Origin of the sequence: Nonomuraea rhodomycinica, assembly GCF_013363995.1 — a bacterium.
GTDB classification, from domain to species: domain Bacteria; phylum Actinomycetota; class Actinomycetes; order Streptosporangiales; family Streptosporangiaceae; genus Nonomuraea; species Nonomuraea rhodomycinica.
The window spans coordinates 1-14368 of the sequence record NZ_JABWGO010000006.1 but is presented as its reverse complement, the minus strand read 5'-3'; the positions used below and the strand labels follow the sequence as shown (position 1 = coordinate 14368).

Here is a 14368-nt window from a genome sequence, read left to right as displayed (position 1 = left end):
TCGACCGACATGTCGTGATAAGTGTTGACCTTCAGGAGGTGAGCATGAGTCACGCGGACCCGGGCGGCGACTACCCCTACGAGCCGTACGGAGCCCCGTACGGCGAGCGGCCCCCGCCGGGCCAGGGCTACGGCTACGGCTACGGACCTCCCTACGGCCCTCCCCCGCCCCGGCGCGACGGCGTGAACGCCGCCGCGCTCGTCGCGCTCGTCCTGAACCTCCTCGCGATCGTCGGCTGCTGCAACGTCCTCGCCATCCCGGGCTCGATCCTGGCCGGGCTCGCCCTGCGCGCCGAGACCCCGCCGAAGACCAGGCGCGACCTGCTCACCTGGAGCTGGGTCCTGTACGGGCTCGGCCTCGCGCTCACGGTCGGCGTCTTCCTCTACCTCGGCCTCAACGGCTACCTGGACGACTGAGCGAGGCGTTTTCCCCGTTCGGGGACTGTTCCCGGCTCCGGATGTGTTGGATAAGGGTCACCCCGGAGGAAGGATGTCCGTGAACGACGGCCCGCTCATCGTCCAGTCGGACAAGACGCTGCTGCTCGAAGTCGACCACGACAAGGCCGACGAGTGCCGTAAGGCCATCGCGCCGTTCGCCGAGCTGGAGCGCGCTCCCGAGCACGTCCACACCTACCGCGTCACGCCGCTCGCGCTGTGGAACGCCCGCGCCGCGGGCCACGACGCCGAGCAGGTCGTGGACGCCCTCATCAGCTACAGCCGCTACCCCGTCCCCCACGCGCTGCTGGTCGACGTCGCCGAGACCATGGCCAGGTACGGCCGGCTGCGCCTGGAGAAGGACCCGGTCCACGGCCTGATCCTCACCTCCAGCGACCGGGCCGTGCTGGAGGAGGTGCTGCGCTCCAAGAAGATCCAGCCGATGCTGGGCGAGCGTCTCGGCCCCGACTCGGTGATCGTCCACCCGAGCGACCGCGGCAACGTCAAGCAGGCGCTGCTCAAGCTCGGCTGGCCGGCCGAGGACCTGGCCGGCTACGTGGACGGCGAGCACCACCCGATCGAGCTGGCCCAGGACGGCTGGAGTTTGCGGCCCTACCAGCGGGAGGCCGCCGACGCGTTCTGGCACGGCGGCTCCGGCGTCGTCGTGCTGCCCTGCGGCGCCGGCAAGACGATCGTCGGCGCGGCGGCGATGGCCCACGCCCGCGCCACCACGCTGATCCTGGTCACCAACACGGTCAGCGCCCACCAGTGGAAGCAGGAGCTGATCAAGCGGACCTCGCTCACCGAGGACGAGATCGGCGAGTACTCCGGCTCGAAGAAGGAGATCCGCCCGGTCACCATCGCCACCTACCAGGTGATGACGACCCGCCGGAAGGGCGTCTACAGCCACCTGGAGCTGTTCGACGCCCGCGACTGGGGCCTGATCGTCTACGACGAGGTGCACCTGCTGCCCGCGCCGATCTTCCGGATGACGGCCGACCTGCAGGCCCGCCGCCGCATCGGGCTGACCGCGACGCTCGTCCGCGAGGACGGCCGCGAGGGCGACGTCTTCTCCCTCATCGGCCCCAAGCGCTACGACGCGCCGTGGAAGGAGATGGAGAACCAGGGCTGGATCGCGCCGGCCGACTGCGTCGAGGTGCGGGTGACGCTCACCGACGAGGAGCGGCTCGCGTACGCGATGGCCGACTCGGAGGAGCGCTACCGCTTCTGCGCCACGACGCCGTCGAAGACGCGGGTCACCGAGGCGCTGGTCCGCCGCCACCTGGGCGAGCAGGTGCTGGTCATCGGCCAGTACATCGACCAGCTCGACGAGCTCGGCGAGCACCTCAACGCGCCGGTCATCAAGGGCGAGACCCGCATCAAGGAGCGCGAGCGCCTCTACCAGGCGTTCCGCGACAAGGAGATCCAGGTGCTGGTGGTGTCCAAGGTCGCCAACTTCTCGATCGACCTGCCGGAGGCCGCGGTGGCGATCCAGGTGTCGGGCACGTTCGGCTCACGCCAGGAGGAGGCGCAGCGGCTCGGCCGGGTGCTGCGGCCCAAGGCCGACGGCGGCGGGGCGCGCTTCTACACGGTGGTCAGCCGGGACACGGTCGACCAGGAGTTCGCGGCGCACCGCCAGCGGTTCCTGGCCGAGCAGGGGTACGCGTACCAGATCATCGACGCCGACGACGTGCTCGGCGGGGTCTGAGCCTCGACCGCGGCTCAGCCGCTGATGACCCGGCCGCGGCGCGGCCGGGCACCGGCGTTCGTCACGTCCACGAGACTCCGCGGGCCGTCGACAATCGAACCACCCCCCTCTGCGTGCAATCCGCCGCCGTAACTGAACCGCTGGCGACATACCCCCATGATCGAGCAATCCCACCTGATATGCCCGAATTTCTTGGTTTTGCCAGGCATCTTCCAGGTTTGTTACCTGGCCAACATGCCGCCGAGGAACAGCACCCCCTCGGCGGTGATCCAGGCCGCCACACCCACCCCCATGAGCCAGCCGAACGCGCGCGCGTCACGCCTGGCCGTCGGCACCAGCCACGCCCCCGCCGTGGAGCACGCCGCCAGGACCGCGAACAGGCCCGACACCGTGGAGACCATGCCGAGCCGCTGCGGGCAGTTCTCCGGCCCGCCTCCCGGGCAGAACGCCTCCACGCCCCAGCCGGCGAACACCGACAGCCCCCACAACGCGGCCAGCAGGAAGCTCGCGATGGTCGGGATGATGGGCGAGAAGCGAAGCCGTACGCGTCCCACGCCCTGTGCCTACCCCGGGTAAATCCATTGGAAGCATCCCGGGGCTCCCACTAAACTGTCCGGCTCGCTACCTTGCACCACCACCACCTCCGCCGACACTCCTCAGGGAGGCGCTTTCGCATGCCCGCACACAAGCTGGCCCCCGACATACCCGACGCCCCCGCCGACGTGCTCGCCGCCGAGCAGGCCCATCTGGCCCAGTCCCGCGAGGCGCTGCGCGCGATGCGCGTCCACGCCCAGTCCCTCTCGGCCGACGCCGCCGGCGACTGGGTGTCCCAGCAGATCCTCCAGGGCCTGCTCGACCAGCGCGTGGCCGCCCTGGCCGACCACCCCGACACGCCCCTGTTCTTCGGCCGCCTCGACCGCACCGGCGGCGACGACCTGCCCTCCACGATCTACGTCGGCCGCCGCCACGTCCACGACGGCACCAGCCGCCCCCTCGTCATCGACTGGCGCGCGCCGGTGTCCCGCGCCTTCTACCAGGCCAGCCCCGCCGAACCCATGGGCGTCGTACGGCGGCGCCGCTTCGGCTACCACGGCGGCGCGCTCACCGCGTACGAGGACGAGCCGCTGGCCGAGGGCGGCCAGATCGGTCCCTCCCGGATCCTCACCGAGGAGATCGAACGGCCCCGCACCGGCCCCATGCGCGACATCGTCGCCACGATCCAGCCCGACCAGGACGAGATCGTCCGCTCCACGCTGGCCCAGACCGTGTGCGTGCAGGGGGCGCCCGGCACCGGCAAGACGGCCGTGGGCCTGCACCGGGCCGCCTACCTGCTGTTCACCCACCGCGAGCGGCTGGCCCGCTCCGGCGTGATGATCGTCGGGCCCAACCGCGCGTTCCTGTCCTACATCTCCTCCGTGCTGCCCGCGCTCGGCGAGGTCAAGGTCGACCAGACGACGGTCGCCGGGCTGCTCGGCGAGCACGCCGCGCCCGAGGACCCCCAGGTGGCCGCCGTCAAGGGCGACGCCCGCATGGCGAAGGTCCTCGACCGCGCCCTGTGGCTGCACGTCGTCAAGCCGGAGGAGGGCGTCGTCTTCACCAAGGGCGCCTACCGCTACCGGGTGGCCGACCACGAGGTCCGCGAGATCGTCGCGTCCCTGCGCGGCACGACCCGCTACGCCCCCGGCCGCGCCGCGCTGGCGCAGCGGCTGGCCCACCAGGTGCTGGTCCGCATGGAGCAGCGCGGCGAGTCGCCCGACGACCGGGTGCAGGACGCCGTGGCCCGCTCCAAGCCGGTACGGCAGCTCGTCGACGCGGTCTGGCCCAAGCTCACGCCCGAGCAGGTGCTCTTCCGGCTGCTGTCCGAGCCGGAGTTCCTGGCCCGCGCCGCCAAGAGCGACCTGACGCCCGAGGAGCAGGAGCGGCTGCTCTGGGCGAAGCCGTACCGGAGCTGGAAGTCGGCGAAGTGGTCGGCGGCCGACGCGGCGCTGCTCGACGAGCTGGCCGACCTCATGGAGCGCACGCCCTCGCTCGGCCACCTGGTCGTGGACGAGGCGCAGGACCTGTCGGAGATGCAGCTTCGCGCGCTCGGCCGGCGCTGCCGCAACGGCTCGGCCACCGTGCTCGGCGACCTCGCCCAGGGCACCACGCCGTGGTCGGCGACCACGTGGGAGGCCGTGCTCGCGCACCTCGGGCAGGAGGGCGAGGTCACGGAGCTGACGCTGGGCTTCCGCGTGCCGCGCGAGGTCCTCGACTACGCCGCCCGCCTGCTGCCGTCCATCGCGCCGGGCCTGGCCGCGCCCCGCTCGCTGCGTCCCGGCGCGGGCTCGCTGGCCGTGCGGGAGGGCGGCGAGGTCCTGGCCGCCGTGCAGGACGCGCTCGGCCGCGAGGGGTCCATCGGCGTCATCGCGCCGGACGCCCTGGTGCCCGAAGTGGCCGGGACGCTGGCCGGGGCCGGTCTCGCCCACGCCGTCCTCTCGCCCGACTCGGCCGAGGAGCACCGGCTGCTCGTGGTGCCGGCGACGCTGGCCAAGGGTCTGGAGTACGACCACGTGGTCGTGGTGGAGCCGGCCGACATCGTGGAGGCGGAGCCCCGGGGGCTGGCGCGGCTCTACGTGGTGCTCACCCGGGCCGTCACCACGCTCACGGTCGTCCACCGCAAGCCGCTGCCGGCCCAGCTCACGGCCTGACCGCGCTCAGGCGTCGGGGTCGTCGCCCAGCGAGCGCAGGAGGCGGTCGGGCACGACGAGGTCCGCCCGGCCCTGGGTGGTGGCGATCAGATCGGCGTTGCGCTGGTCGGTCCCCATCACCCAGGCCACGGCCGCCTCCGGCTCCTTGCCGAAGCGCGTGTGCCGGGAGACGAGCCGGCGCACCCGCTCCACCGAGTCGAGCGCGCAGTACCACACCTCGTCCAGGCAGGGCCGCACGCGCGCCCAGTCGCCCTCGTCGAGCAGCAGGTAGTTGCCCTCGGTGATGACGAGCCGGGCGGCCCGGGGCACCGGGATGCTGCCCGCGATCGGCTGCTCCAGGACGCGCTCGAACGAGGGCGCGTACACGACGTCCTCCTCGTCCTCGCGCAGCCGGCGCAGCAGCGCCGCGTACCCGGCCGCGTCGAACGTGTCGGGAGCGCCCTTGCGCTCGCGCCGCCCGAGCCGGTCGAGCTCCACGTCGGCCAGGTGGAAGCCGTCCATCGGCACGTGCGCCACCCACTCGGCCGTCCGCCCGGGCGGCGGCGCCTCCCGCAGGACGCGCAGCAGGTGCTCGGCGAGCGTCGACTTGCCCGCCCCTGGCCCGCCGGTGATACCGAGCAGCGCCCGGTGCCCGCCGGTGACCAGCGCGCGCGCCCGGGCCGCCAGGTCGTCGAGCGTCATCGGGCGCGGCTCGCGTGGAGCTGGCCGGCGATGAACGCGCGGGCGTGGCGGGCCAGGTCCTCGCCGTCGCTCCACAGGTTGCGCCAGATGGCCAGGTCGTTGGACAGGCCCCGCATCACGACCGCCGAGGAGAACGACTCGAACGTGATCGGCCCTCGGTAGCCGATGTCGCCGAGCGCGTGGAAGAACGCGGTGAAGTCGATGTGCCCTGATCCGAGGTAGCCGCGATGGTTCTCACCCACATGGACGTAACCTAGCCGGTCCCCGACCTCGTGCACGGGCCGGACGAGATCCTCCTCCTCGATGTTCATGTGGTACGTGTCGAGGTGGATGAGCACGTTGTCCTCGCCGATGTCGTCGGCGAGGCGGAGCGCGTCGCGGGCGGTGTTGACCACGTTGGTCTCGTACCGGTTGCAGATCTCCAGCCCGAGCGTCATGCCCTCGCCGGCGGCCTCCTGGGCCAGGCGGCGCAGCACGGTCACCACGTTGCGGCGGCCGCCCTCGGTGAGCGGATGGCCGTACTTGCCGAGCGCGCTGTAGAGGGCGCCGGTGAAGTGGGTGCCGCCCAGGCCGCGCGTGACGGCCAGGGAGTCGTGCAGGAGCTTCTCTCCGCGTTCGACCACGGCGAGGTCCTCGCTGGAGACGTCGGCGTCGAAGGCGAGGCCGCGCGAGCAGGCCACGCCCAGACCGGCGGAGGTGAGCGCGTCGCGGGCCGCCGCGACGTCGAGGTTCGCCGAATCGTGCAGAGAGATCTCCAGCAGGTCGAACCCGGCGGCCTTCGTCTTGCCGATCGCCTGCTCCAGCGAGGCGGGACTCGTGTCGCCCACCCATACCAGGGCGTGCACCCCGATCGGGTTGGCCGGGTTGTCGGTGGCCATGGGAACGTGCCTTCTTTCCTGTGGATCGTTGTGGGGCGGTCAGGAGCCGATCGCGCCGGTGACCAGGCCGACGATCTCCTCGCCGGTGGTCTCGGCGGTGCGCCGGCCGCCGACGCAGCGGCCCGCGCGCATCACCCACACCTGCTGGCTGAGCCGCATGACCTGGGCGAAGTTGTGGCTGATGATCAGTACGGCGTGGCCCTCGTCGCGCAGCCGGAAGACGAGCTCCTCGACGCGGGCCGTCTCCTGGACGCCGAGCGCCGCCGTGGGCTCGTCCATGATGACGAGCTTGGAGCTGAACCCCGCGGCCCGGCAGATGGCGACCGCCTGACGCTGGCCGCCGGACAGCCGCCGCACGCGCGAGCCCACGGCCGGCACGTTGACGGCCAGCGCGGAGACCATCTCGCGGGCCCGGGACTGCATGGCCCGGCGGTCGAGCAGCCCGACGGGGCCCAGCCGGCGGACGATCTCGCGGTTGAGGAAGAGGTTCTGCCACACCGTGAGGTCCTCGACGAGGGCCAGGTTCTGGTGGACGGTCTCGATCCCCGCCTCGCGGGCGTCCTCCGGCGAGTGGAAGTCGGTCCGCCTGCCGTCGAAGGTGATGGTGCCGCTGTCCGGCCGGTGGATGCCGGAGATGCAGCGGACCAGCGTCGACTTGCCCGCGCCGTTGTCGCCGACGAGGGCGGTGATCTCGCCGGGCCGCAGCGTCAGCGAGACGTCGACGAGGGCCCGGACGTTTCCGAAGGACAGGGACACGTCGTCGCACGACAGCAGCACGTCGCCCGACGGCTGCCCGGTCTGCTCCGCGACCTGCGGCTGTTCGGTCATTTCTGGAACCTCATGAGGAGCGCGGCCAGCACCACGACGATGCCGACGGCGAGCGGCTGGTAGAACTGCGAGACGCCGAGCAGGGTGAGCCCGTTGACCAGGGCGATCAGCAGCAGGGCGCCGAAGAAGGGGCCGACGATGGTGCCCCGGCCGCCGAACAGGCTGACGCCGCCGAGCACCACCGCGGCCACCGAGTTGAGCAGGAAGGCGGTGTTCGCCGCGGGCTCGGCCGCGCCGATCCGGCCGACCAGCAGGATCGCGCCGATCCCGGCGAGCAGGCCGCTGATCAGGTAGACGGCGATCTTGATGCGGGCCGTGCTGATGCCCATGGCCGTCGCCGACTCGGGCGAGCCGCCGGTGGCCAGCAGGTGGGTGCCGAAGCGGGTGTGGAAGAGCACCACGTGCGCCACCACGGCCACCACGATCGCGATGACGAACGACCAGCCGAAGATCCCGATCCCGCTGGTCGACAGGCGCAGGAGCAGCGGGTCGATGACGGTCACCGGCTTGCCGTCGGACAGGATCAGGGCGAGCCCCGAGGCCGCCGACAGCATGCCGAGGGTCACGATGAAGTCCGTGATCCTGCCGCGGGCGACGATGACGCCGTTGACGGCCCCGGCCACCCCGGCCGACACGACAGCCATCAGCGAGGCCACGCCGAGCCCGTGCCCGCCCTCGTACATCTGGCCGAAGACGACCGCGCCGAGCGTCATCACCGAGGCGATGGACAGGTCGATGCCCGCGGTGGCGATCACGAACGTCTGCCCCACCGCCAGGATGATGAGGATGGCCGCCGCCACCAGCATCGAGGCGATGTTGCCGGGGCTGAGGAAGGTCGGGTTGAGCGTCTGGAAGACGATCACCAGGACGATCAGGCCGACGAGGGCGGCCCATTCCGCCCAGAACCCGGCGTCCTTCAGCCGGTGGGACCAGTTCGGTCCGCCACTGGCCCGCAGTGTGGTGGTGTTGGTCATGGAGGTCTCTCCTCCGCGGGTGCGTCGCGGTCGGGGCTACTTGGTGAGCGTCTTGTACGGGTCCTGGTACGGGCCGAACGGCTTGGGCGTGGAGGCGAGCGCCTTGTCGGCGGTGTCCTTGGTGACCAGCTCCACCGGGGCGGCGACGCTGGCGGGCAGCGTCTTGCCGCTCGTCGCGGCCTGGCATGCCTCGACGCCCATCTGGCCGATGGTGTACGGGTACTGCGCGACGGTGGCCTCCAGCGTGCCGGCCTTGACCGCCTGCAGGGCGTCCTTGATGCCGTCCACGCTGATGACCTTGACCTTGCCGGTCTTGCCGGCGTCGGCGACGGCGCGGGCCACGCCGAGCCCCATGTCGTCGTTGGCGACGAAGAAGCCGGCCAGGTTCGGGTGGGCCCGCAGCACGTTGGTGGCGGCGGTGAGCGCGGTCTGGCGGTCCCAGTCGGCGGCGACGGTCTGGACGACCTTGACGTTCTTGCCGACGCCCTGGGTGAAGCCCTCGATCCGGGCGCCGCTGGTGACGTCGCCGGCGATGCCGCCGATGGCCGCGACGTCGCCGCCTGAGGGCAGCACCGTGGTCATCCGCTGCCCGGCCATCTTGCCGGCCTCGCGGTTGTCGGTGCCGACGTACGTGGCGAGCTTGACGTTCGCGCTCTTGGCCGCGGTCGGGTCGACGGGACTGTCGATGTTGACGACGGGCTTGTTCATCATGGAGAGCTTGGCGAGGCCCTGGATGAGGTTCGTGCCGGAGATCGGGTTGACGATGTAGCAGGAGAAGTCCTGGCCGGCCAGGCCGTTGAGCTTGTCCGCCTGCCCGGTGGTGTCGGTGATCGAGTTGGCCGCCTGCACGGTGACGGTCGCCCCGGAGGTTTTGGCCTGGTCGTCGATGCCCTGCTTCATGGTCTGGAAGAACGGGTTGTCCAGGCCCTTGATGACCGCCGCGTAGTTCTGGGGGGCGCGGCCCGCGGCCTGCGCGCCGTTCGCGGCCGCCGCCTCGGTGGACCCGCCGGAGCCACACGATCCGAGTGCGAGCGCGCCGGCTGCCGCGATCGCACCGACTGCCGCCACCCGGCGGCCTCTGGCGTTGGCATACATCGGTTGTCCCTTTCCCGCGTAGATGTCCCGACCGTAAACCGACCTTCTAACGCCTGGCAACCCTTCTTTCGACTTTTTCTGTCGAAACATGCTTGACTTACGAGCAGTCACCGTCATAGCTACAGTGGTGCTATGACGACGACAGGCCCCACCACGCCGAGGATGGGGGTGAGCAGCGGAGAGATCCTCAGCCTGTTCCGGGACGTGCCCGACGGGCTGACCAAGTCGGACGTGGCACGTCTGACCGGGCTCTCCCGCACCACGGTCAACCAGCGGCTCGACGGGCTGCTCGCCGCCGGCCTGCTGGTGCCGGGCCCGGAGGAGGCGCGCACCCGCGGCCGCCCGGCCGGCCAGTTCGTGGTCAACCGCGCCCGCGGGGTGCTGCTCGTCGCCGACATCGGGGCCACCGCGCTGAGGGCCGCGGTGTGCGACCTCGGCGGGCACGTCCGCAACGAGCGCGAGGCCAAGGCCGACGTCACCGCGGGCCCCCAGAGCATCCTCACGATCGTGGAGAAGCTCTTCGCCGAGATCCTGCACGACATCCGCCGCCCCCCGGAGGCGGTGCTCGGCATCGGGCTCGACGTGCCGGGCCCGGTCGACTTCGCCTCCGGCCGGGTGATCAGCCCGCCGATCATGACGGGCTGGGACCGCTTCGACATCCGCGGCTGGTTCGCCGGGCAGTACACGTGCCCCGTGCTCGTCGACAAGGACGTCAACGCGATGGCCTACGGCGAGCAGCGCCTGCGCTACCCGGACGTCCCGCACCTCCTCATGGTCAAGGTCGGCACGGGGGTCGGCACCGGCCTCATCGCCGGCGGCCAGGTCCACCGGGGCGCCGACGGCGCGGCCGGCGACGTGGGGCACATCCACGTCACGGTGCCCGACGTGACCGAGCCGCCCGCGTGCCGGTGCGGCAACACCGGCTGCCTGGAGGCGTACGCCGGCGGCTGGGCCCTGGTGCGCGACCTGCGCGAGCAGGGCCGCGAGGTCGCCACGGTGGACGACGCCGTCCGCCTGATCCGCGCCGGCGACCCGGTCGCCGTACGGCTCGCCCGGCGCGCGGCGCGCATCCTCGGCGGCGCCATCGCCGACATGGTCAACCTGTTCAACCCGCGCGTCATCGCGGTCTGCGGCCAGCTCGCCCACACCGACGAGCTGCTGTTCGCCGGCATCCGCGAGATCGTCTACCGCCGGTCGCTGCCGCTGGCCACGCGCAACCTGCAGATCGTCCGCAGCGACCTCGACCCGCACGCGGGCGTGCTCGGCCTGGCCCAGCTCCTGGTCGACGGCATCTACTCGCCCGAGCGCGTGCAGGAACTGGTGGACCGCGCCACGACCTGACCCGGCCGGGGGCGTACCCGTCAGAGATGATCGATCGCTTCTAGGATGGCGGGAAAGACCTCTCCAGCCGCCACGCAAGGAGGACACCGTGCCCGCACCTCTGCCGCACGAACACCTGCCGTCGGTCCCGGCGCTCCAGGTGCGCAGCGACGACATCACTGACGGCGAGAGGCTGGGAGACCTCCACGTCTTCAACGACTGGGGCATGACCGGCCAGAACCTGTCGCCCGCGCTGAGCTGGTCGGGGGCACCGGCCGAGACCCGCAGCTACGCCGTCACCTGCTACGACCCCGACGCGCCGACGGGCAGCGGATTCTGGCACTGGGTGCTGTACGACATCCCGGCCTCGGTCACGGAGCTGCCCACGGGCGCCGGCACGGGCCCCGAGTTCAAGGGCCTGCCGCAGGGAGCCAAGCACGCCCGCAACGACTACGGCACCAAGGAGTACGGCGGCGCCGCTCCCCCGCCCGGCGACCCGCACCGCTACGTGTACACGGTGCACGCGCTGGGTGTGGACAGCCTGGGCGTCGACACCGACGCCAGCCCGGCCGTCGTCGGCTTCAACATCACCGCCAACACGCTCGCACGCGGCCACATCGTCCCGCACTACGGCGTCTGACGCCCCCCACCCGCCGTCGTTCCTGGGGCCTTCCACAGGCAGGCCTCCAGGAAGACGGATTTCTCTCCGCCACCCGGTAATGGTCGGCGTGTTCCCTACATAGGCGCAGGTGTCCACACTTCGGAAGAACGAAGGAAGCCTGTCATGGGAACCGCCCGTGGATGACCCCCGGATGGCCAGATTCGAGGCCGTCTACAAAGAGACATACGGCCGTATCACGGCCTATGCCGCACGCCGCTGCGACTCACCGCAGGACGCGGCGGACGTGGTGGCCGACACCTTCACCGTCGCCTGGCGGCGCATGGACGAGTTACCCGAAGGCGAGCAGGCCACGCTGTGGCTGTACGGCGTGGCCCGCAGGGTGCTGGCCAACCGCCGCCGGACCGGCCGCCACCGCCAGGAACGCAACGTCGAGCTCGACGCCGAGCTGGCCGACCTGTACGGGCGGCGCCCCGACAGCGGGGTCGAGCTGGACGCGATCGCCAGGGCGTTCCGCGACCTGCCCGGCGACGACCGTGAGCTGCTGGCGCTGGTCGCCTGGGAGGGCCTGGACCGCGCGGAGATCGCCACGGTGCTCGGCCTGACCCGCAACGCCGTCCGCGTCCGGCTGCACCGCGCCCGCAAGCGTTTCGCCCGCGCACTCGCGGAGGCGGACGTCCCTCTGACGACGACGCGCCGGCTCGTCCCGGCGGAGAGGTCACGGTGAACGGCATGACCAAGGACATGAGCGACGGCATGGCCGACGACACGGCCCAGGACCTGACGCGGGACATGACGCGGGGCGGCCGCGACGTCGAGGCCCTGACGAGGGCGCTGGCCCGGGTCGAGCCCGGCGCGCCCGGTGCCGACCCGTCCGGCGCGGGGGCGCGGACGCTGCTGGCCTCCATCGTCACGGCCCCGGCCACGGAGGACCCGCTCACGGCGGACCCCCTCACGGCGGACCCCCTCACGGCCGACCCGCTCGCCGCCGACCCGGTCACGGCGGCGCCCGGCGCGGGGCGTCCGGTCGCGTGGCGCTCGCTGCGCCGGCGCGGTCTCGGGCGGCTGGCGGCCGGGCTCGCCGTCGCGGCGGCCCTGGCCGGCGGCTTCGTCGTCGGCCCCAGCCTGCTCGGCGGAGGCGGCGGCGCGACGCCCTCCTACGCCGTCACCAAGGACGATCACGGGGTCGTCACCATCCAGGTCCGCGACTTCAGTGACGCGGACGGGCTCAGGAGGCGGCTGGAGGAGCTCGGCGTCCCGGCCATCGTGGACCACGTGCCCCTGGGAAAGAGGTGCGAACGGCCGCGCACCCAGTATGTGCAGGACGTGCCCCGCGGCCTCTACTCCACGCCCGAGAACATCCCGGATGAGACCGGGGGCTGGCAGATGCGCATCGACACCCGGCTGTTCAGGCCCGGCGAGACGTTCGTCTGGACCATCGGAGAGGGCGGCACCAGCACCATCCTCATGAAGGACCCGGTGGGGCCCTGCGAGTTCGTGCCCGACCGGCCGCCGCTGAAGGAGGTCGACGGGGTCGGGATGCGCCTGGCGACCACCAAGGGCGGCTCGCTCGCCGGTCACCGGGTCGACGAGAAGACCGTCGGGGAGGTGATGCCGGAGATCCGCAAGCGCGGCCTGAAGGTCACCTTCATGGTCATGTCCGGCCCCGACGGCCTCGGCGAGAGGTACCTTCAGGCCCGGACGAGCCCCCTGGCCACGGTCGGCGACGACTGGGTGGTCTGGGACGCCATGGACGTCCGCGAGGGCGAGGTCTGGCTGTGCGTCTCGAAGCAGCGCTACGACCGCAACCCGCTCTTCGGCGGCCCGCGCGACGCCGTCATCAAGGACTGACCCCGCCGGACGCGCGAGGGCGGCCCGTCCGGTGCCGGACGGGCCGCCCTGGTGGTGCGTGAGGGTGCCGCGAGAAGGACTTAGAAGTCCATGTCGCCGCCGCCGGGCATGGCGGGGGCGGCCGGGGTCTTCTCCGGCTTCTCGGCGATGACGGCCTCGGTGGTGAGGAAGAGCGCCGCGATGGAGGCGGCGTTCTGCAGCGCCGAACGCGTCACCTTGGCCGGGTCGATGATGCCCGAGGCGAACATGTCGACGTACTCGCCCGTGGCGGCGTTGAGGCCCTCACCCGGCGTGAGGTTGCGGACCTTCTCCACCACGACGCCGCCCTCGAGGCCGGCGTTGACGGCGATCTGCTTGAGCGGCTCCTCCAGAGCCTTGCGGACGATCGCGGCACCGGTGGCCTCGTCGCCGTTGAGCTCCAGCTTGTCGAACGCCTTGGCGCCGGCCTGCAGCAGCGCCACGCCACCGCCGGGGACGATGCCCTCCTCGACGGCCGCCTTCGCGTTGCGCACGGCGTCCTCGATGCGGTGCTTGCGCTCCTTGAGCTCGACCTCGGTCGCGGCGCCGGCCTTGATGACGGCCACGCCGCCGGCCAGCTTGGCCAGGCGCTCCTGGAGCTTCTCGCGGTCGTAGTCGGAGTCGGTGCGCTCGACCTCGGCGCGGATCTCGTTGACGCGGCCCGCGATGGCGTCGGGGTCGCCGGCGCCGTCGACGATGGTGGTCTCGTCCTTGGTCACCACGACCTTGCGGGCGCGGCCGAGCTGGTCGAGCGTGGTGCTCTCCAGCTTCAGGCCCAGCTCCTCGGCGATGACCTGGCCACCGGTGAGGATGGCGATGTCGCCGAGCATGGCCTTGCGGCGGTCGCCGAAGCCCGGGGCCTTGACGGCCACGGAGCGGAACAGGCCGCGGATCTTGTTGACGACCAGGGTCGCCAGGGCCTCGCCCTCGATGTCCTCGGCGATGATGAGGAGCGGCTTGCCGGACTGCACGACCTTGTCGAGCAGCGGCAGCAGGTCCTTGTTGGCCGAGACCTTCGAGTTGACGATGAGGATGTACGGGTCCTCGAGCACGGCCTCCATGCGGTCCGAGTCGGTGACGAAGTACATCGACGTCATGCCCTTGTCGAAGCGCATGCCCTCGGTGAGCTCCAGCTCCAGGCCGAAGGTGTTGCTCTCCTCGACGGTGATGACGCCTTCCTTGCCGACCTTGTCCATCGCCTCGGCGATGAGCGAGCCGATCTCGGGGTCGGCGGCGGAGATGGAGGCGGTGGAGGCGATCTGCTCCTTGGTCTCC

The 14368-nt window shown here is 71.8% G+C and carries 14 protein-coding genes; 7 read left to right on the top strand and 7 right to left on the bottom strand.

Going from position 1 to position 14368, the window contains the following annotated elements:
• The first annotated feature begins 44 nt into the window (after nt 1-44).
• Together HT134_RS24070 and HT134_RS24065 are read left to right on the top strand one after the other, a co-directional pair.
• Entirely contained in the window at nt 45-416 is a 372-nt protein-coding gene (locus tag HT134_RS24070) for a hypothetical protein (protein ID WP_175602730.1), read from the top strand.
• Between the two features lie 73 nt (nt 417-489).
• Entirely contained in the window at nt 490-2142 is a 1653-nt protein-coding gene (locus HT134_RS24065; RefSeq protein ID WP_175602729.1) for a DNA repair helicase XPB, read from the top strand.
• Between the two features lie 221 nt (nt 2143-2363).
• Here HT134_RS24065 and HT134_RS24060 read toward each other — a convergent pair whose 3' ends face one another.
• The gene (locus tag HT134_RS24060; protein ID WP_175602728.1) at nt 2364-2696 is read right to left on the bottom strand and encodes a hypothetical protein; all 333 of its coding nucleotides are present in this window, start codon (nt 2694-2696) and stop codon (nt 2364-2366) included.
• A 120-nt stretch (nt 2697-2816) separates the two neighbouring features.
• Between HT134_RS24060 and HT134_RS24055 the strand changes: the two genes are divergently transcribed.
• Nucleotides 2817-4829, top strand: a complete 2013-nt coding sequence (locus tag HT134_RS24055; protein WP_175602727.1) for a HelD family protein — start codon at nt 2817-2819, stop codon at nt 4827-4829.
• A gap of 6 nt (nt 4830-4835) precedes the next feature.
• Here HT134_RS24055 and HT134_RS24050 read toward each other — a convergent pair whose 3' ends face one another.
• Genes HT134_RS24050 through HT134_RS24030 form a run of 5 tightly spaced genes read right to left on the bottom strand, consistent with a single transcriptional unit; the run spans nt 4836 to nt 9258 of the window.
• Nucleotides 4836-5510 carry a nucleoside/nucleotide kinase family protein gene (locus HT134_RS24050; protein WP_175602726.1) on the bottom strand — a complete coding sequence of 225 codons (675 nt, stop codon included), beginning with the start codon at nt 5508-5510 and terminating at the stop codon, nt 4836-4838.
• Nucleotides 5507-6388 carry a sugar phosphate isomerase/epimerase family protein gene (locus tag HT134_RS24045; protein WP_175602725.1) on the bottom strand — a complete coding sequence of 294 codons (882 nt, stop codon included), beginning with the start codon at nt 6386-6388 and terminating at the stop codon, nt 5507-5509. The genes HT134_RS24050 and HT134_RS24045 overlap by 4 nt, the downstream gene beginning before the upstream one ends.
• A 39-nt stretch (nt 6389-6427) precedes the next feature.
• Nucleotides 6428-7216, bottom strand: a complete 789-nt coding sequence (locus HT134_RS24040) for an ATP-binding cassette domain-containing protein (RefSeq protein ID WP_175602724.1) — start codon at nt 7214-7216, stop codon at nt 6428-6430.
• Nucleotides 7213-8190 (bottom strand): ABC transporter permease, encoded by a 978-nt coding sequence (locus HT134_RS24035; protein WP_175602723.1) that lies wholly within the window; start codon nt 8188-8190, stop codon nt 7213-7215. Before HT134_RS24035 ends, HT134_RS24040 begins: the two co-directional genes overlap by 4 nt.
• 36 nt (nt 8191-8226) lie before the next feature.
• Nucleotides 8227-9258 carry a sugar ABC transporter substrate-binding protein gene (locus HT134_RS24030; protein WP_217708301.1) on the bottom strand — a complete coding sequence of 344 codons (1032 nt, stop codon included), beginning with the start codon at nt 9256-9258 and terminating at the stop codon, nt 8227-8229.
• Nucleotides 9259-9417: 159 nt separating this feature from the next.
• Here HT134_RS24030 and HT134_RS24025 point away from each other — a divergent pair, with 159 nt between their 5' ends.
• The 4 genes from HT134_RS24025 (at nt 9418) to HT134_RS24010 (ending at nt 13075) form a co-directional block, all read left to right on the top strand.
• On the top strand, nt 9418-10626 hold the full coding sequence (locus HT134_RS24025; RefSeq protein WP_175602721.1) for an ROK family protein: 1209 nt from the start codon (nt 9418-9420) through the stop codon (nt 10624-10626).
• An 88-nt stretch (nt 10627-10714) separates the two neighbouring features.
• Nucleotides 10715-11245 carry a YbhB/YbcL family Raf kinase inhibitor-like protein gene (locus HT134_RS24020; protein WP_175602720.1) on the top strand — a complete coding sequence of 177 codons (531 nt, stop codon included), beginning with the start codon at nt 10715-10717 and terminating at the stop codon, nt 11243-11245.
• A 172-nt stretch (nt 11246-11417) separates the two neighbouring features.
• Nucleotides 11418-11951, top strand: coding sequence for an RNA polymerase sigma factor (locus HT134_RS24015; RefSeq protein WP_217708300.1), 534 nt, complete (start codon nt 11418-11420; stop codon nt 11949-11951).
• 5 nt (nt 11952-11956) lie between these two features.
• A complete protein-coding gene (locus tag HT134_RS24010; RefSeq protein WP_175602718.1) occupies nt 11957-13075 on the top strand; it encodes a hypothetical protein in 1119 nt (372 codons plus the stop codon).
• An 80-nt stretch (nt 13076-13155) separates the two neighbouring features.
• On the opposite strand, the gene groL is transcribed toward HT134_RS24010, so the two are convergent.
• Nucleotides 13156-14368, bottom strand: a 1213-nt coding sequence (groL, locus tag HT134_RS24005) for a chaperonin GroEL (RefSeq protein ID WP_175602717.1), incomplete at its 5' end; no start/stop codon positions are given.